Annotated in this window: 13 protein-coding genes and 1 riboswitch; of the genes, 4 read left to right on the top strand and 9 right to left on the bottom strand. The window is 70.4% G+C overall.

Features of this window, described 5'->3' with window-relative positions:
* Window positions 1–151: 151 nt before the first annotated feature.
* Window positions 152–931, bottom strand: a complete 780-nt coding sequence (locus tag A33M_RS00540; RefSeq protein WP_008382425.1) for an NAD kinase — start codon at window positions 929–931, stop codon at window positions 152–154.
* A 54-nt stretch (window positions 932–985) separates the two neighbouring features.
* Between A33M_RS00540 and cutA the strand changes: the two genes are divergently transcribed.
* Together cutA and A33M_RS00530 are read left to right on the top strand one after the other, a co-directional pair.
* The gene (gene cutA / locus A33M_RS00535; RefSeq protein WP_008382424.1) at window positions 986–1318 is read left to right on the top strand and encodes a divalent-cation tolerance protein CutA; all 333 of its coding nucleotides are present in this window, start codon (window positions 986–988) and stop codon (window positions 1316–1318) included.
* 100 nt (window positions 1319–1418) lie between these two features.
* Window positions 1419–1638: riboswitch (cobalamin riboswitch) on the top strand.
* Between the two features lie 220 nt (window positions 1639–1858).
* Complete coding sequence (locus tag A33M_RS00530; RefSeq protein ID WP_008382423.1) at window positions 1859–4078, top strand: TonB-dependent receptor; 2220 nt, start codon at window positions 1859–1861, stop codon at window positions 4076–4078.
* A 175-nt stretch (window positions 4079–4253) separates the two neighbouring features.
* Here the strand turns inward: A33M_RS00530 and A33M_RS00525 are convergent, their stop codons facing one another.
* The 5 genes from A33M_RS00525 to A33M_RS21975 all read right to left on the bottom strand — a co-directional run bounded on the left by A33M_RS00525 (window position 4254) and on the right by A33M_RS21975 (window position 12180).
* Window positions 4254–7655 carry an acyl-[ACP]--phospholipid O-acyltransferase gene (locus tag A33M_RS00525; RefSeq protein WP_040618726.1) on the bottom strand — a complete coding sequence of 1134 codons (3402 nt, stop codon included), beginning with the start codon at window positions 7653–7655 and terminating at the stop codon, window positions 4254–4256.
* 652 nt (window positions 7656–8307) lie between these two features.
* Window positions 8308–8547 (bottom strand): hypothetical protein, encoded by a 240-nt coding sequence (locus tag A33M_RS00520; RefSeq protein WP_040618725.1) that lies wholly within the window; start codon window positions 8545–8547, stop codon window positions 8308–8310.
* Window positions 8548–8920: 373 nt separating this feature from the next.
* On the bottom strand, window positions 8921–10366 hold the full coding sequence (locus A33M_RS00515; RefSeq protein ID WP_008382416.1) for a TIGR03808 family TAT-translocated repetitive protein: 1446 nt from the start codon (window positions 10364–10366) through the stop codon (window positions 8921–8923).
* Between the two features lie 31 nt (window positions 10367–10397).
* A complete protein-coding gene (locus A33M_RS00510) occupies window positions 10398–11504 on the bottom strand; it encodes an NADH:flavin oxidoreductase/NADH oxidase (protein ID WP_008382414.1) in 1107 nt (368 codons plus the stop codon).
* 121 nt (window positions 11505–11625) lie between these two features.
* Window positions 11626–12180, bottom strand: a complete 555-nt coding sequence (locus A33M_RS21975; protein WP_008382413.1) for an EF-hand domain-containing protein — start codon at window positions 12178–12180, stop codon at window positions 11626–11628.
* Between the two features lie 277 nt (window positions 12181–12457).
* Here A33M_RS21975 and A33M_RS00500 point away from each other — a divergent pair, with 277 nt between their 5' ends.
* Window positions 12458–13060 (top strand): hypothetical protein, encoded by a 603-nt coding sequence (locus A33M_RS00500; RefSeq protein ID WP_008382411.1) that lies wholly within the window; start codon window positions 12458–12460, stop codon window positions 13058–13060.
* 149 nt (window positions 13061–13209) lie between these two features.
* On the opposite strand, the gene A33M_RS00495 is transcribed toward A33M_RS00500, so the two are convergent.
* A complete protein-coding gene (locus A33M_RS00495; RefSeq protein ID WP_008382410.1) occupies window positions 13210–14508 on the bottom strand; it encodes a RuBisCO large subunit C-terminal-like domain-containing protein in 1299 nt (432 codons plus the stop codon).
* A gap of 4 nt (window positions 14509–14512) precedes the next feature.
* Window positions 14513–14941 carry a secondary thiamine-phosphate synthase enzyme YjbQ gene (locus A33M_RS00490; protein ID WP_008382409.1) on the bottom strand — a complete coding sequence of 143 codons (429 nt, stop codon included), beginning with the start codon at window positions 14939–14941 and terminating at the stop codon, window positions 14513–14515.
* 203 nt (window positions 14942–15144) lie between these two features.
* On the opposite strand from A33M_RS00490, the gene A33M_RS00485 reads away from it, so the two are divergent.
* Window positions 15145–15870, top strand: coding sequence for an SDR family NAD(P)-dependent oxidoreductase (locus tag A33M_RS00485; RefSeq protein WP_008382408.1), 726 nt, complete (start codon window positions 15145–15147; stop codon window positions 15868–15870).
* Here the strand turns inward: A33M_RS00485 and A33M_RS00480 are convergent.
* Entirely contained in the window at window positions 15864–17222 is a 1359-nt protein-coding gene (locus A33M_RS00480) for a radical SAM/SPASM domain-containing protein (RefSeq protein WP_008382405.1), read from the bottom strand. The two genes, A33M_RS00485 and A33M_RS00480, sit on opposite strands and share 7 nt — an antisense overlap.
* Window positions 17223–17269: the final 47 nt, after the last annotated feature.

Below are 17269 nucleotides of genomic sequence, written 5' to 3'. Positions count from 1 at the left end.
TTTCGCCGCTCGGTCCGGCGCTGGTTTCACCTCTCCCCGCAAGCGGGGAGAAGGAGGCGCGCCGCATTCGGGGCATCGTCCGAACCCCGATCGGCCAGCCGCCGCCGACGGCGTGTCGGGCCAGGTCGGCCGAACGCGCCCGCCACCCCGTTCAGTGGCTGAACTGCTCGCGCAAAATTCGCTCGTCGAGATTGTGGCCGGGGTCGAACAGCATCAGCATGGCGATCGAGTGGTCCATGCGGATGTCGACATGGTGCACCGAACGCACCTCGTCGTGGTCGGCGACCGCGGCGACCGGCCGCTTGATCGGCTCCATCACCCCGACCGTCACCACCGCGGTGTCCGGCAAAAGCGCGCCGCGCCAGCGGCGCGGGCGGAACGGGCTGATCGGCGTCATCGCCAACAGCGGCGAGCCGATCGGGATGATCGGGCCGCCGGTCGACAGGTTGTAGGCGGTCGAGCCGGCCGGCGTCGCGACGATGATGCCATCGGCGGTGAGCTCGCGCATCCGCGTCTTGCCGTCGATCATCACCGTCAGGCGGGCCGCCTGATAGGTCTGCCGAAAGATCGACACCTCGTTGATCGCGCGGTGCTCGTGGCCGTTGCCGTCGGCGTCGAGCGTGCGCATCACCAGAGGGTGGATCACCGTCGCCTCGGCGCTGTGCAGCCGCTCCTTGAGGCCGTCCTCGCGATAGTCGTTCATGAGAAAGCCGACCGTGCCGCGATGCATGCCGTAGATCGGCTTGCCGGTGCTCATGAAGTTGTGCAGGGTCTTGAGCATCAGGCCGTCACCGCCGAGCGCGACGATGACGTCGGCGTCCTCGGGGGCGACGCTGCCGTAGCGGCGGACCAGCGTGTCGAGGGCCTGGCTCGCCTCCGGCGTCGGACTGGCGACGAAGGCGATCCGCTCGATCTCGGCAGGCAGCATCATGGCGAGGCGGCTCGGTCGGTGGCAGCGCCACCGGGCGCCGGAAGGGGACCGACGATGGAGCGTGCGGTGTTCGTCTATACGACCTGGCCCGGGCTTGTCGAGGCGGAGGCGGCCGGGCGCGAGCTGGTCGAGCGCCGGCTGGCGGCCTGCGTGAACATCCTGCCGCGGATGATTTCCGTCTACCGGTGGCGGGGTACGGTCGAGCGGGCGGAGGAGGCGGTGATGATCGTCAAGACCCGCGCCTCGCTCGCCGAGGCGGTGCGGGCCGTGGTGCACGAGACCCACCCCTACGACACCCCGGCCATTCTGGTGATGCCGCTCGAGAGCGTCGACCAGGCCTATCTCGGCTGGCTGCTCGACGAGACCGCCGAGCGGCCGCCGGCCTGATTTACGCGGATCGGCGCGAGGAGTGTGGACGGCGGGCAACACGTCCGGCCGATCCGCCACGCAGTCGTGACACGCGCTTGACGCATCCCCGCCGGTTTCGGATCGTGCCGCCCGTGTCGGTTCCCCGCGGGACGTCCGCGGGGAGGAAAGAGGGAACACGGGACGGTCTTCCACGAGAGCGATCTCGGGAGCCGGAGCCGTGGCTGCCCCCGCAACTGTGAGCGGCGAGCCGCATCCACCACGGGCCACTGGGAAACCGGGAAGGCCGGATGCAGCGACGACCCGCGAGCCAGGAGACCTGCCGACACGGTCACCCAACCGGTGGGCGGGGCGTCCATACGGAGCGGTCTTCGCAGCGGTGACATCACCACCGACGCGGGGATCGCCATGTCCGTTTTTCGATTCGCTTCCTCGATCACGCCATTGCCGGAATGCGCCCGGCGGGGCGCGTCGCCGCATCGCGGCACGCGGCCCACGCGCGCGTCTTCGCGTCGGGACGTCTCTCCTGCTCCGTCAGGACACGCGAAGGATTTGTCCCAGATGACACCGGCACCCATCCACACCGACGGCGCGCCGTCCGGTTCCGCACCGTGTTTCGCGCGGGCGCGGCCCTCGTCCGCCGCCCTGCTGCGCACGACCACCGCGCTCGTCACCACCGCGCTCGCGACCGCCGTGCTCGCGGGCCTCGTGTCCGTGCCGCAGGCACACGCGCAGGACGGCGTGACGCTGCCCGAGCTTCTCGTCACCGCGAGCCGCACCGACGCCGGCGTCACCGGCGCCTCCACCACCGTGATCACGTCCGAGGAGATCGCCCGCGCGCCCGCGCAGACGCTGCCGGACATCTTGGCACGCGCGCCCGGCGTGCAGGTCAGCAACATGTATGGCGGCGTCAACGGGGCGCGGGCGACGGTCGATCTGCGCGGCTTCGGCGCCACCGCGATGTCCAACACGCTGGTGCTGGTCAACGGCCGCCGCATCGACGTGCCGGACCAGCAGAATATCGACTGGGCGGCGATCCCGCTGGAGAGCATCGAGCGCGTCGAGATCACCCGCGGCAACTCGGGTGCGGTGCTCTACGGCGACGGCGCGGTCGGCGGCGTGATCAACATCGTGACGAAAAACGCGGTGAACGCCCCGACCGGCGCCAAGGCGGAGATCGCGGCCGGCTCCTATGGGCAGGTGGAGGGCCGCGGCTCGGCGACGGTGACCAGCGGGCCGCACGCGCTGGCGCTGTTCGCCAATGCGGTGCGCGCCGACGGCTATCGCGACAACAACGAGTATCACCAGACCAACGCGGTGGCCGACTATCGCTATACGCAGGAGTGGGGCAGCGTCTATCTCAACGCCACCGCGAGCGATCAGCATCTCGGCTATCCGGCCGGCCGCCGGGTCGATCCGTGGAACCGGGTGAATCAGGTCGCGACCGACCCGCGCGGCACCGACACGCCCTACGACTACGGCAACCAGCAGCAGGCGAGCGGAACCGGCGGCGTGACGGTCGATCTGATGCCGGGGCTCGAGCTGATCGTCGACGGCGGCGTGCGGGCGCGCACCCAGCAGGCCGGCTTCTTCCAGTCGTGCTTCGACTTCGCCACCAACACGTCGGTCGGAGGCTGCGCGCAGTCGCCGCTGAGCTATTTCGACTCGACGCTGGTCACCTCCTCGGTGACGCCGCGCGTGCGGGTCGACACCAACGTGTTCGGCGTGCCGTGGAAGGCGACCGCCGGCGTCGACCTCTATCACACCGACTACGACTCGCCGCGCAGCCTGTTCGACGGCGCCACCGCGATCCACTCCTACGATCTCGACCAGACCTCGCTCGCCGCCTACGCGATGAACACCGTGACGCTGTTCTCGACCACCGACCTGTCGTTCGGCGGGCGGGTGCAGCGCACCGACATCACCGCGACCGATTCGCTCGACCCCAATGCGCCGGGCTATTCGGGGCCGACCTGCTATCCGGGCTACGGCTGCTTCCCGGGCGACACCCAGGCGAACCCGCTCGACGAGGGCAAGACCAACACCGCCTACCACCTCGGGCTCGAGCATCGGCTGAACTCGGTGGTGACGCTGTTCGGCCGCACCGCCCAGAGCTTCCGCGTGCCCAATCTCGACGAGCGGGTCGGCAGCTCGCCCTACGGCACGCCGTCGAACTTTTCGCTGAAGACCCAGACCTCGCACGATTACGAGGGCGGGTTCCGGGTCGTCTCCGGTCCGCTGTGGCTGCAGTGGAGCATTTACGACATGTATCTCGACGACGAGATTTTCTACAGCCCGGCGACCTTCACCAACGTCAATCTCGACCCGACCCGGCGCTACGGCACCGAGGCGAGCGCGAGCTTCCGCCTGACCGACGACGTCGAGCTCGAGGGCAGTGTCGCCTACACCCGCGCGGTGTTTCGCGAGGGCGATTTCGCCGGCAACGACGTGCCGCTGGTCGCCCGCAACACCGCCCGCGTCGGTGTGGTGTGGAACGTGATCGACACCCGTCTCGTGTTCTCGGGCGACGTGCGTTACGTCGGCTCGCGCCGGATGGACAACGATTCCGCCAACCAGCAGCCGCTGATCCCGGCCGTCGGGCTGGTCGACGTGAAGCTGGCCGGCAAGCTCGACCGCTATTTCTGGTCGGTCTCGGTGCAGAATCTGTTCGACGAGGACTATTTCGACTACGCGGTCGCCAGCACCTCGTCGCTCGGCACCTACAACGCCTATCCGCAGGCGGGCCGGACGTTTCTGGTGCGCGCCGGCGCGACGTTCTGAGGATGGATTGCTTGCTCGTCTTCACCTCTCCCCGCATGCGGGGAGAGGTTGGAGCCCGCGCAAACGCGAGTGCTCCGGGTGAGGGGGCGTTCGGCCTATCGGTCGCCCGCGACGGATCTGGCCTCGTGGTTCGAGATACGGCCCTTGGCTGCTCCTCACCACAAGGAGAGCGGCGTCAGGCCGCTCCCTCGAGATTGTAGCGCTCGCGCACCAGGCGCGTGACGGCGAGGTTGTCGATCTTGCCGCCGCCGAGCATCGGCAGCGCCTCGACCACCACGAACTCGCCCGGCACGAAGATCTCCGAGGCGCCGCGCGAGCGGGCGAAGCGGGCGAACTCGGCGCGGTTCGCATTCGGCCAGGTGGTCATCATGATCAGCTTCTCGCCCTTGCGCGGGTCGGGGATGGTGGCGACCGCGTGCAGGCCGTCCGGCCACAGATCGAAGGCGAGCGTCTCCACCGCGGCCAGCGAGATCATCTCGCCGCCGACCTTCGCGAACCGTTTGGCGCGGCCCTTGATGGTGATGAAGCCCTCGGCGTCGATGTCGACGATGTCGCCGGTGTCGTGCCAGCCCCCCGGCGGGCGCTCGACCACGCCGGGCTTCTCCACCCGGAGATAGCCGATCATGATGTTGGGGCCGCGGATGAAGAACCGGCCGCCCTCGTCGACGCCCTCGACCGGCTCGAGCCGCGCCTCGAGCCCCGGAAACAGCCGGCCGACCGTGCCGAACTTGTTGAACATCGGCGTGTTCAGCGAGATCACCGGCGCGGCCTCGGTGACGCCGTAGCCTTCCAGGATGCGGTGCCCGAATTTCTCCATCCAGGCCCGCCGGGTCGATTCGCGCACCGGCTCGCCGCCCGCCATCACGAAGCGCAGCGAGCGGAAATCGTAGGCGTTGGCGGTGCGGGCATAGCCGGCGAGGAAGGTGTCGGTGCCGAACAGCACGGTCGAGTTGGTGGCGTAGACGAGCTCCGGCACCAGCCGGTAGTGCAGCGGCGAGGGGTACATGTAGACCGTCACGCCGTGCACCAGCGGCAGGATGAACGCCACCGTCAGGCCGAAGGCGTGAAACACCGGCATGACGTTGAACACCTTGTCGCCGTAGCCGAAGTCGACGATCGCCTTGGCCTGGGCGGCATTGGCGAGGATGTTTCGGTGGGCCAGCACCACGCCCTTCGGCACGCCCTCGGATCCGGACGTGAACAGCACCGCCGCCGGATCGTCGGGCTTGCGCTCGACCAAGGGCTTGCCGAACTCGTAGAGCCCGCGCAGCTTGTCGGCAGTGGTGATGGTCGTGCGTACGTCCTCGAGATAGACGATGCGATGGTCGCCTTCGAGCGCCTCGATCAGCGCGCCGAGCCGGCCCTTCTCCACGAAGGCGCGCGAGGTCACGATCGTCTTCAGCGCGGCGGCCTTGCAGGCGGCCCGCACGTTCGCCGGTCCCGCGGAGAAGTTGAGGAGCGCCGGCACGCGCCCCGCCGACATCAGCCCGAGCAGGGTGACGACCGCGCCGTTGGCGTTCGGCAGCATCACGCCGACGATCTCGCCCTCGCCCGCGAGCGGCATCAGCTTGCGGCCGAGCACGGCGGCGCCGATCAGCATCTTCTTGTAGGTGAGGGGGCCGGTCACCGGGTCCTCGATGGCGATGCGCTTCATGCCGTGCACGTGCGCGGCCTCGATCATCGCCTGCGGGATGGTACGGTCCATCGAGGTGGTGCGGAAGATCAGGTCCGACATCACCCGGTAGAGCGCGGCGCCGGCGGCGACGCGGCGCTTCTTGCCGCGCAGCTCGTCCGGCACGTGCAGGCGGATCGGCTCGAGAATGTCGACGGTGACCTTCGGAAACAGCCGGCGGCGCACCTGGTGGCGCTCGAGCCTGGAGAACGGCGTCTGCTCGAGCCCCTTGATGCGCACCGGCAGCACCATCGCGCCCGACTTCTCGGCGATCAGCCCGGCGCCGTCGTAAATCTTCATCAGGCTGCCGGTGACGGTGATCCGCCCCTCGGGGAAGATGATCAGGCTCTCGCCGCCCTGCACCGCGCGGATCAGCTCGCGGGTGCCCCACGGATTGGTCGGGTCGATCGGCATCGCCCGGGTGAAGCGCAGAAAGGGCTTCACCCACCAGCGCCGGGAGATGTGGACGTCGATCGCGAACACCGGGTCCTTCGGCAGGATCGAGAGGGCCAGCGGCGCATCGAGGAAGCTCAGATGGTTGAGCGCGATGATGGCGTTGGGGCCGGCCTTCTCCACGTTCTCGAGGCCGTGCACCTCGACCCGAAACAGGGCGCGAAAGATCGAGACGAGGAAGTCGCGCACCGGGTTGGTCGGCAGCGTCCGAAAGATCACCCAGGCGATCGCGAGATTGGCGGCGCCGAGCAGCAGAAAGAGCGCGGGCGGCGACAGGCCGGCGAGCTGCAGCAGCGCGACGAACAGCGTGCCGGCCACCATGAAGGCGGCGTTGAGCACGTTGTTGGCGGCGATCACGCGGGCGCGGTGCTCCGGTGCCGACCACGCCTGCAGCGCGGAGAAGGCCGGCACGATGAACAGGCCGCCGGCGACCGCCATGCCGAACAGGTCGATCGCGACGTGCAGGCCGCGGGCGGAGCCGAGCACCTCCGAAAAGCCGCGCCCGACCGCGGGCGAAGCGACACCCGACAGCCAAAAGCCGAGATCGATGCAGAACAGGCCGAGCAGCACGGCGCCGAACACGGTCGGCAGCAGCACGATGCGCCCGCTGGCGAGCCAGGCGGCGAGCGCGGAGCCGGCGGCGATGCCGATCGAGAAGATCGCGATATAGGCGGTGATCACCTCCTCGGCGGCGCCCAGCGCGGACTTGATCAGCGGCGGCATCAGCGACAAGGCGATCACGCCGGTGAGCCAGAACCAGCTCACCACCAGCGCGGTCCACCACAGCCGCGGCTCGCGTCGCAGATAGCCGAGAAGGCCGGTGGTCGAGCGCCAGATGTTCTTGTCGATCGTCAGATGCGGCGCGCCCTCGCCGGTGCGCGGGATCAGGAGCGAGGAGCCCCAGCAGGCGAGCGCGACGACGATCATCAGCCAGGCGAAGGCGGCCGGGTCGCCGCCGTCTTTTGCCGCGAGGCCGCCGACCACGGTGCCGAGCAGGATGGCGAGGAAGGTCGCGCCCTCCACCAACGCGTTGCCGGCCGGCAGCTCGGAGCGCTTCAGATGATCGGGCAAAATGCCGTACTTGATCGGGCCGAACAGCGCGGCGATCACGCCGACCATGAACAGCGCGACGAACAGAAGCGCGATCGAATGGAACCAGAAGCCGGCGACCGCCACCAGCGCCACCGGAATCTCGGCGAGCTTCAGGCGCTGCGCCACCAGCGCCTTGTCCCAGCGGTCGGCGATCTCGCCGCCGAGCGCGGACAGGATGAAGAACGGGAAGATCAGCGTCGCGCCGGCGAGCGTGATCAGCGCCTCCGAGCTCGATCCCGAAAGATGATACAGAATCAGGAAGACGAGCGCGTTCTTCAGAAAGTTGTCGTTGAAGGCACTGAAGAACTGGCACCAGAACAGCGGCGCGAAGCGCCGCGTGATCATCAGGTGGGAGAACATCGGCTCGCGATCCTGCTGTTGCGCGTCCAGAGAAGGAGGACGGCGGCCCCCGTGGTCGGCGACGACCGGCCGGAGTTAGCCGTGTTTTCGGGGCTTGGGCAATAGCGGGACGGGCGGTTCGCGGTGCAGCATCGTCGTCGCCTCGCGCGTTTCGCGGGGGCCGCGTCGCTCGGTGCGGCCATGCGACCCACACGGCGGTGCGACCACCCGGCCGGGCGACGCACGGGGCGCTGCGGCGTACTCGGATATGCGACGCATGTGACGGTGCGACCCGAGTGGCGGTGCGATCCGAGTGGCGGAGCGGTCGAGATGACGGTCGTGTGACGCGGGGGGCGTGAGGTGCCGGTGTCGTGTGACTCGAGGGAGGGGAGAAGACGGAACCGGCCGCACGGGTGCGGCCGGGGTCGGGGTGTTTTGGTCGGGCGCGCGCCGGCGGGCTCCGATCGTCCGGGTTCCGATCGTCCGGGTTCCGATCGTCCGGGCCTCGGTCGTCCGGGCCTCGATCTTCCAGGCCTCGATCTTCGTCGCGGCCGTTCACCGAGATCCTCGTCGCGGCCGTTCACCGAAAGGCGCGCCGTCGGAGAAGCACCCGGCTACGCGGCCCTCCACGCGGCGCTCGAGCCGCTCTTCACGCCGCTCGTCACGCCGCTCTTCACGCCGCTTGGGCCCGGCAGGGCGGCGTCGCCCATCGGTCGAAACGGACCAGCGTCGAGAAGGCGGTGCCGCATTCGTCGCAGGTCCACACGTGGTGGATGAGGGCGTCGCTGACGTGGCGCGACTGGTCGGGCGCGATCAACTCGGCATGGCAGCACGGGCAGAGTTGCCGGTCGAACAGGCCGGCAACCGGGACGCGGATGCCGCGTGCTGCGGTGGTCTCCGGGGCACACTCCATGGCCTTCCTCCCTCGTCTCGCTCCCCCGCTTCGCCGTCGCCGGGCGTGCGGGTCGGTCGTGCTCGGTCGTCGGGACGCGAAGCTCGCACGGGCGACGCGGCAACCGGCGAGGGCCGATCCCGGTGCAAACACGGACGGAGCCGTGCGGCCGCTGGCGCAGCCGGCCCGACCCCCCGAACGAGCCTCGTCGATGGACTGCAGGCCGGGGCGACCTCGCCTCCCGATTTCGACTTTAGTATAAACCAGGACGTGCCCCGCTCGCCAGTATTAATTTCGGGTCGCGGGCCGAATTTGCCGGCTGGACGAGGAACTCCAGTTAAAAAGGAATTAATCGCACTGCAACGTCCGTAGTGCGGTGCAGAATAGTCCAATATTACGGTGGTGCCCGACGATCCGTCTTGTTGCCGATTATCGCCAGGTGCGAAAAACGGGCGGTATTGTCGGCCGACAGGTCGCCCGTCACGGGGACCTTGTGGTCGAGCCCGACGATCGCGCCGATCCGGCTGCCGGAGATCAGGTTGCCCGAGATCAGCACCGGCCCGGCGCCGTCGGCCACCGTGACGCCGATGCCGATGCCGCTGTCGCGCACCACGTTGCCGGTCAGCGCGACGTCGCGCACGTAGCGCCCCCAGCCGACGCCGATGCCGATCGCCGTCGCCCGCTCGATCACGTTGCCGACCGCGGTCGAGTCGGCCTCGATGCCGATCCCGACGCCGAGCGGAAACTCCGGGTCGGGGTTCACCGTGCCCGGCGCGAGATTGCGCAGGATGTTGCCCTGGACCACGGCGATCCGGCCACCGTCGGCGAAATTGGCGATGGCGACGCCGGTCTGGGCGCCGTCGACGATGTTGCCGGAGACGATCGACGCCTCGAACGAGAACTCCGAATAGAGCGCGGTCTCGCCCACCTTGGTGACGGTGTTGCCGACGATCTGCAGGTTCGAGGCCGAGTTGCCGCGCACGCCGGAAAACGCGCAGTCGTGCACCCGGTTGCCGCGCACGATTACGCCGTTCGCCCGAAAAATGTTGATCGCGTTGCCGAACTGGCCGGTGCCGCCGTCCCGGTTGCGGATCCGGGTGAGGTGGTTGTCGGCGACCAGGGTGCCGTCCTCGCCGGCCTCCCAGCGCAGCACCTGGATGCCGGCATTGCCGGCGCCGGCGATGGTGTTGCGGGCGATCACCATGTGGCGCGCGTTGCGGGTGACGATCGCGACGTCGGCGGTGTCGGTGAAGCGGCAGGCGAGAATCTCGCCGCCGCAGGCGAGCGCGTGAATGCCGGTGGCGCCGGCGCCGACCACATCGCAGTCGGTGACGGCGAGCCGCTCGACGTTCTCGCAGTGAAGCAGCCCGCGGTCGTCGGGCAAGGGCTTGCCCTGGCCGTCGAGCACGAGGCCGTCGAGGGCGATCCGGGCGGAATTCGCGGCCGAGAGCAGCGAGGCGCCCTCGGTGAGCTCGAGCCGGACCGAGCCCGGCGCCGCGACCAGCCGGGTGCCGTCGGGCAGCCGCAGGCCGCCGACCCGGTAGACGCCGGGCGGCAGCGCCAGCGGGCTGCCGGCCGCCGCCGCGCGGTCGAGCGCGCGCTGGAAGAGCTGCGTCTGGTCGAGCGGGCTGCCGGGGGTGAGGCCGAGCGTGCCGCCGTCGATCCCGTAGGCCGAGATCGGGCCGGCGGCCGCGTTGGTCTTGCGCGGCGCTGCCCCGGCCGGGCTCGCGAAGGCGGTGGCCGTGAGGCCGGCACCGAGCCCGGCACCGATCCCGGCGGCGAGGAGCATCGCCCGGCGGTCGTGGTCGGGACCGCCGTCGTCGTCGCCGTCCCGGATCATCGCGCCGCCTCCTCGAGCGTACAAAAAACTCTCAGGTGCCGTGCTTCGTCACCGCCCCGGCCCAGAAATGCGGGCCGGCCCGCAGATATTGCGGCGGGCGGGAGACCTCGCCGCCGAGCTCGCGGGCGGCGTGCCACGGCCAGTGCGGATCGTCGAGCATCGCGCGGGCGAGCGCAACCTGATCGGCCTTGCCCTCGGCGACGATGCTCTCGGCCTGATGCGGGTCGACGATCAGCCCGACCGCGCGGGTGACGAGCCCGGTCGCCTGCCGCACCGCCTCGGCCAGCGGCACGTTGTAGCCGAGCCCGGTCGGGTTGCGGGCGGCCGCCGTCAGCCCGCCCGAGGAGACGTCGACATAATCGTAGCCGAGATCCTTCAGCGCGCGGGCAAAAACGATCGCCTCCTCGACCGCGATGCCGCCGTCGAGCCAGTCGTCGCCGGTGATGCGGGCGCCGAGCGGCAGCCCGGCCGGCACCGCCGCGCGCACCGCCTGGGCGACCGCCACCGGGAAGCGCATGCGGTTTTCGCGCGAGCCGCCGTAGGAATCGCCGCGCTGGTTGGAGACCGCCGACAGGAAGGAGTGGATCAGGTAGCCGTGCGCGGCGTGCAGCTCGATGGTGTCGAAGCCGATCCGCACCGCGCGCGCCGCGGCCTGCGCGAAGGCGGCGATCACCCGCTCCATCTCGGCCTCGTCCATCTCGGCCGGCACGTGCCAGTTGTCGCCGAACGGGATCGCCGAGGGGGCGATGGTCGGCCACGGGTCCTCGTCGGGGCGGAGCGCCTTGCCGCCGTCCCACGGGCGCTGCGAGGAGGCCTTGCGGCCGGCATGGGCGAGCTGGACGCCGATTTTTGCCGCGCCGATGGCGTGGCAGTGGGCGACGACGCGGGCGAGCGCCGCCTCGTTCGCGTCCGAGTAGAGGCCGAGGCAGCCATGGGTGATCCGGCCGCGCCGCTCGACATGCGTCGCCTCGACGATCACCAGGCCGGCGCCGGAGTTCGCCAGCATGCCGAGATGGGTCGTGTGCCAGTCGCTCGCCACGCCGTCATTGGCGGCATACTGGCACATCGGCGCGACCACGATGCGGTTCTCGAAGGTCTTTCCGGCGATCTCGACCGGCGTGAACAGGGCACTGGGCATGAGGGCACTCGGGGGATTTTTCTGCGGGGGTGGGGGGATTCGTCGGCGATGGCGGGGCGTGGCGGGCGTCCGTCGCGAACGATGGGCTCGTCGGCGCCGCCGTCGGGCGGGGGGTCGTCGGTCAGAACGGGATCTTTCCGCCGATCCCGCCCGGGGAAAGTGTCGGCGCAAAGGTTTTTCGCTCGCCTCCGCCGCTCAGCTCTTCCGGCGTCACCCGGCAGTCGCCGTTGCGGTCGTAGCGGCCGAACAGGATGCTCTTCTTGCCGACGAACTCGGCGCGCGACACCCGGCCGTCGCGGTCGTCGTCGAAATAGCCCATGTCGGCGTCGCGAAACAGCGGATCGTACTTGCCGAGCGTCGCGAACTCCTTGCGGTCCAGCTTGCCGTCGTGGTTGGCGTCGGCCTTGTCGAACAGCCGCCCGGCATAGATCTGCCATTCCTCGCAGGTGTAGACGCCGTCGTGGTTCAGGTCCCAGGCGGGCGCGCCCTGGCGCACCGGATCGCCGCCGCCGATCGGCTTGGAGCTGCCGAACATCGGGCCGCCGTAGCTGCGCACGCCGGGCAGGCCGTTGGCCTCCTGGGCGCCGGCGGCGCCGCTCCAGGCGAGGCCGGCGGCGAGCATCAGGGTGCCGAGAACGGTGGTCGATCGCGCGGGTTTGCGAGGTGCTGCGGTCATCGGTTCTCCCCTTCCTCGCCGCTCGATCAGCGCCGCCAACAAGGCACCAATGCGGCATCGGTCCGCGCGCCGCCGGCCGGCAGCCGGGGGCGGCGCGACGGGTACGGCGGACCGACGGGCGGGCGAGGGCGGGCGAGGGCGCGGATGCGGGAGCCCCCGGACTTGACAGACCGGGCGCCACGGGCGCGAGGATCGGTATCCCGCTCGCCGCCCCGGCCGATACGCCGGGCGGCTTTTCGACGCTCGGACGCAAAAATCCCGCTCGGAAGATTTCGTGATGATACGATTGGTCTCGTTCTTTTTGACCGTCGGCCTGGCGGCCGCCGGTGCGGCCCTGGTGGCGATCCAGGGCGTGAACGCCCTGCGCGACGGCGCGCCGAACTGGGTGCTGCTGATCGCCGGCGCCTGTGCGCTCGCCTTCGGCGGCTGGTCGATCTGGAGCGACAAGCGGCGGATGCGCACCCGGTCCGCGGCGCTGAAGGCGGCCGGCGCGGGGACCACCGCGTCACGGGCGGCCGAGCGCCGCTACACCGAGCCGGCGGCCGACCGCGCGGCGGCGGCGCGGGTGTCTGCGACCTCCGCCCGCTCGTCGTCGGAGCGGCTGGCGCCGATCGACCGCATCCTCGACGCCGAGCGGGTGCGCACCGAGACTTTTTGGCGTGAGGGCCTCGCCGGGCTGGCCGCCGAGGCGGAACGCGAGGGCGTCGGCGACGGCGCGCTGGTGCTGCTCGACGCCGCGACCACCGGCATGACCAAGACAATGGGCGCGCGCCAGGTCGCCCGCCTGCTGCACGAGGTGGCCGACCAGATCGACGCCGACCGCCCGCCGCCCCGGCCGGCACCTGCAGCCGACGCCCCGGCCGCCGCCGAGAAGGCGTAGCGGCACGGAGCAGACCGATTAGGGTGGGCGGAAGGCGCGCGGTTGCGCGCCGTGCCCACGTGGCGTCGACGCAGGTGCCCGAAGGTGCGCACTCCCGAGGTGCGCACGCTTCGCTTTGCGCACCCTACCGACCAGCGGTGGCGGGCCGGTCAGCGTCGCCCGAAAACGTCCAAGGCTGCCGCCAGTGCCGGATGCGCCTTCGCGTGCTCGGCGACCGATACCCCCGCGGCGATGGCGTCCCACGCCTGACGGATGCTGGCGGCGCCGCCGGCCGGACCCATCGGGTGCCCAAAAACGCCGCGGCCCGGCACGAACCCGAAATTTTTGCTGCCGACCTTTCGGTACACGCCCTCGAGGGTGGCGGCGGAATCGCTGCCGCCCGGCACCGGCAGGCACGGTTTTATCGATCCCATCGGCTCGAGGCAGGCCCGCACGCAGTCCAGCACCTCGTGCTCCGGCGTCATCATCCGCGGGCCGAAGCCCGGCATGATCACCGCGTCGAAGCCGGCGAGCCGTTGCAGCCGCGTCAGCACCCGCGAATGGATGCCGTAGGCGGGAAGCCGCGCGAACGAGGCGATGAAGGGAAAGTGGGCGATCAGCGGCACGCTCGCATGCCTGCGCAGCATCCGCACGCCCGACAGCCCGACCGGCATCGCATTGACGAGCAGCGCGTTGGCGCCGTTCTTCACAGCGAGGTCGTGCAGCGTCACCAGGCGGTCGACCTCGTCGGTGATGTTGGCGAGATAGATCTTCGGGACGCCGGTCTCCTGCTCGGCCTTGTGCCGGGCCTCGCCGAGCAGCCGGGCGCGCGCTTCCAGCGGGCACCACGGCACGTCGGCCAGCATCTCGTCGTCCTTGGCGATGTCGAGCCCGCCGCACCACGCCTGGTGCGCGAGCTCTGCGAACGGCTCGGGCGGCAGGCCGATGTTCGGCTTGATGACGCCGAAGAAGATCGGCCGATCGTACGCCTTCAGCCGCTCGCGCAGGCCGGCGAGGCCGAACCGCGGCCCCTCGAACGCCTCCAAAAATTTTGCCGGAAAGCGGATGTCCTCGAGCCGGATCAGCGGAATGCCGGGCACGAAGAAGACGCCTTCGCCGCACACGGCCGACAGGAGGTTCGGGATTTTCGGGCCGAAATTGCCGTGCGGATGGGCGATCGTCACCCGGCAGGCATGGACCGGCTTTCCGGCGGCAAATCCCTCGACCGGAATCGAGAAGCCGGGCCTCGGCTGCGCGTCCAGCTCGAGCACTTTGGCGGCGAAGCGCGGCCTAAAATCTTCGTCGATCCCGACACGGTGCCACTGCGCGGTCGATTGCTCGCTGCACAGATGCGCGGCCGCTTCCCGCGGGTCGCCGACGCATTCGAAGGTGAAGTCGAGCTCGAGATAGTCGTCGAGGTTCAGGCTCGTTCGCTTTGCGAAAAAGCCGCCGATGTCGTCCGGTGTCATGGAATCAGTCTGTTCCGAGAAGCTGAAGCTCGACCGCACGGCGCTCGCGCGGGCCGTCCAGCTCGATGAAGAAGATGCTCTGCCACTCGCCGAGCACCAGCGCGCCGCCGCTCACCGGAATCGTCTCGGAGGCCGTCATGAACAGGCCGAGCAGGTGCGAATGGGCGTTGTCGCGCCCGTCGACGGTGTCGAGATTGTGCAGCCAGTCGCCGTCCTTCGGGATCGCGCGCTTCAGATGCGTGACCATGTCCTGCTGCAGCCGCGGCTCGCGCTCGTTGACGTTGATGCGCGCCGTGGTGTGCAGCGTGATCACCGTGACGAGCCCGTCCGTCACGCCGGTCGAGGCGACCCATTCGCGCACCCGCTCGGTGAGGTCGACGATCTCGATCGGGGCGGTGGTGGCGAGATCGAGGCGGTGTCGAAAGATCTTCATGGGAGCACGGGGCAACGGGAGGAAGCGGAAATGGATGCCGGCGGAGCCGGCGACGGTGCGAAACGACCCGACGGACGGTAGCGCGCGGCGGTCGTCGGCGCAAACGGTGCCGCCCGGTCGCGACCCGTCGCGGGCGGGCGGTGGATCGTCACGCAATGCGTGTAGGATGGTCGCTTCCGTGCCCGATGCGGGGAGAGGCCTTCATGACCGTGCGCTACGACTTTTCCGGAAAGACCGCCGTCGTCACCGGCGGGGCGAGGGGGATCGGCCGGGCCGCCGCCGAGCGGTTTCGCGCGGGTGGGGCGAACGTCTTCGCCTGGGACCTCGACCCGGTGCCGCACGAGGGCGTCGGCTCGATCGCGGTCGACGTCACTCGCACCGCCGACGTCGCCGCCGCGGTGAAGGAGGTGATCGCCGGCACCGGCCGGATCGACATTCTGGTGACCAGCGTCGGCCTCGGCGGCCCGCGTGGTCCGCTCGACCGGCTCGAGGAGGAGGAGTGGAACACCGTCCTCGCGGTCAACCTCACCGGCGTCTATCAGGTGGTGCGCGCGGTGCTGCCGCAGATGCGGCGGATCGGCCGCGGCCGTATCGTCACCGTCGCCTCGCTGGCGGCGAAGGAGGGACGGCGCGGGCTCGCGGCCTATTCGGCGGCGAGCGCCGGCGTGGTGGCGCTGACCAAGTCGCTCGGCAAGGAGCTGGCGGCGACCGACATCCGCGTCAACTGCGTCGCGCCGGCGGCGATCGACACCGAGGTGGTGCGGGCGATGGAGCCCGCCGTGATCGAGGCGATGATCGACCGGAGCCCGATGAAGCGGCTCGGCACCACCGCCGAGGCGGCCGATCTGATCGCCTGGCTGGCGTCGGACGCCTGCAGCTTCAACGCCGGGGCGGTGTTCGACCTGTCCGGCGGGCAGGCGAGCTACTGAAGGTCACACGGCGGCTCCCGCTCCGCCCGGTCGGCGAGGGCGGCGATGTCGGCGAGGCCGACCCCGCGCAGGCCCGGCCCGTCGAGCGCCGGCTCCACCGCCTCCGCCTCGTCCGGCGAAAAGCCGGCCGAGCGGGCGAGCACCCGCGCCCACACGTGGCGGAACGGCAGGCACGGCTTTTCCCCGGCGAGCCGGCGCAGCGGACAGACGCCGCGGCACAGCGGCAGGAAACGGCAGGCGGCGCACTCGGGATCGTCCGGCACGTCGAGGTCACGCCACCGCGCGATGTCCTCGTCGAACTCGATCCCGCCGGGGCCGAGCCGGCCGACCGCGGCGCCGGCGATGCCGACCGTCCAGTCGCATTTTTGCACGGTGCCGTCCGGCTCGATCACGAAACTCGCGTCCTGGTCGGCGATGCAGGCGGTGCCGCGCGGCTGCGGCAGCCCGGTCGGATGGACCGGAAAGCCGTGGCGGCGCAACAGGTCGTCGAAGGCGACGCGCAGCGCCGCCACCTCGCGGTCGTCGAGCCAGTCGATCGCGGTGCCGGCCGCTGCTGCGGGGGGCGCGCTGCCGGCCGCGCCGGGCGCCGGGCGCAGCGGTGCGAGATGCACGCTCACGCTTCGGTTCAGCCCGCGGGCGGCGAGGATGGCCAGCACCTCCTCGACCCGCGGGGCGACCCGCCGGCAGACATTGATCCGCACCGCCACCCGCAGGCACGGCGCGGCCGCGGCGATCGCCTCCACCACCGCCGCAAAGGTCGGCTTTCGGTTGCGGCCGATCCGCCGGAGGTCGTGGATGTCGGGCGGGCCGTCGAGCGAGATCTGCGCCTGCGTCACCTTCAGCGCAGCGAGCTTGCGCGCGCGGTCGGCGGTCAGCAGCGTGCCGTTTGTGACGATCTCGGCCGAATAGCCGCAGCCGGCCGCCTCGCAGGTGGCGATCAGCCGCTCGCTGGTGTCGACCAGGTTCTGCCAGCCGACCAGAGGCTCACCGCCGTACCAGGTGACGCGCAGCGTGCGGGTGCCCTCGGCGACGGCAGCGCGAACCAGGCTGCACAGATCGTCCCGCACGAACTCGGTCATCGCCGTGCGGCCCGCAACCGGGGTGACGCCGGGCTCGAAGCAGTAGGGGCAGGCGAGATTGCACGACAGCGTCGGCACCAGGACGAGATGCAGCGTCTCGCAGTTTTCGCGGGCGGCACGGTGGGTCTCGGCGACCGCCTCCCGCTCGTCCTCTCCGTCTTCGACCAGAAAGCCGCCGGCGGTGAGCGCCACCAGGGTCGCGGCGGCGGCATCGAGCGGCGCCCGGCCTTCGGCGGTGTCGCGCAGGGTGGCGTACGCCTCGGCGCTGATCATACCGGATTCGGGTGATCAGTTCCGAGTGATGGATTTTGGCCACCAGT

Source organism: Rhodovulum sp. PH10 (assembly GCF_000293785.1).
GTDB lineage: Bacteria > Pseudomonadota > Alphaproteobacteria > Rhizobiales > Xanthobacteraceae > Rhodoplanes.
Note: the sequence above shows the minus strand (reverse complement) of the source record. Positions and strands in the feature narration are given on the sequence as shown.

Bases quoted from the DNA above. Each gene is read 5' to 3' on its own strand.
- A33M_RS00540 (WP_008382425.1), bottom strand. From the start codon at position 931: ATGATGCTGCCTGCCGAGATCGAGCGGATCGCCTTCGTCGCCAGTCCG.
- cutA (WP_008382424.1), top strand. From the start codon at position 986: ATGGAGCGTGCGGTGTTCGTCTATACGACCTGGCCCGGGCTTGTCGAG.
- A33M_RS00530 (WP_008382423.1), top strand. From the start codon at position 1,859: ATGACACCGGCACCCATCCACACCGACGGCGCGCCGTCCGGTTCCGCA.
- A33M_RS00525 (WP_040618726.1), bottom strand. From the start codon at position 7,655: ATGTTCTCCCACCTGATGATCACGCGGCGCTTCGCGCCGCTGTTCTGG.
- A33M_RS00520 (WP_040618725.1), bottom strand. From the start codon at position 8,547: ATGGAGTGTGCCCCGGAGACCACCGCAGCACGCGGCATCCGCGTCCCG.
- A33M_RS00515 (WP_008382416.1), bottom strand. From the start codon at position 10,366: ATGATCCGGGACGGCGACGACGACGGCGGTCCCGACCACGACCGCCGG.
- A33M_RS00510 (WP_008382414.1), bottom strand. From the start codon at position 11,504: ATGCCCAGTGCCCTGTTCACGCCGGTCGAGATCGCCGGAAAGACCTTC.
- A33M_RS21975 (WP_008382413.1), bottom strand. From the start codon at position 12,180: ATGACCGCAGCACCTCGCAAACCCGCGCGATCGACCACCGTTCTCGGC.
- A33M_RS00500 (WP_008382411.1), top strand. From the start codon at position 12,458: ATGATACGATTGGTCTCGTTCTTTTTGACCGTCGGCCTGGCGGCCGCC.
- A33M_RS00495 (WP_008382410.1), bottom strand. From the start codon at position 14,508: ATGACACCGGACGACATCGGCGGCTTTTTCGCAAAGCGAACGAGCCTG.
- A33M_RS00490 (WP_008382409.1), bottom strand. From the start codon at position 14,941: ATGAAGATCTTTCGACACCGCCTCGATCTCGCCACCACCGCCCCGATC.
- A33M_RS00485 (WP_008382408.1), top strand. From the start codon at position 15,145: ATGACCGTGCGCTACGACTTTTCCGGAAAGACCGCCGTCGTCACCGGC.
- A33M_RS00480 (WP_008382405.1), bottom strand. From the start codon at position 17,222: ATGATCAGCGCCGAGGCGTACGCCACCCTGCGCGACACCGCCGAAGGC.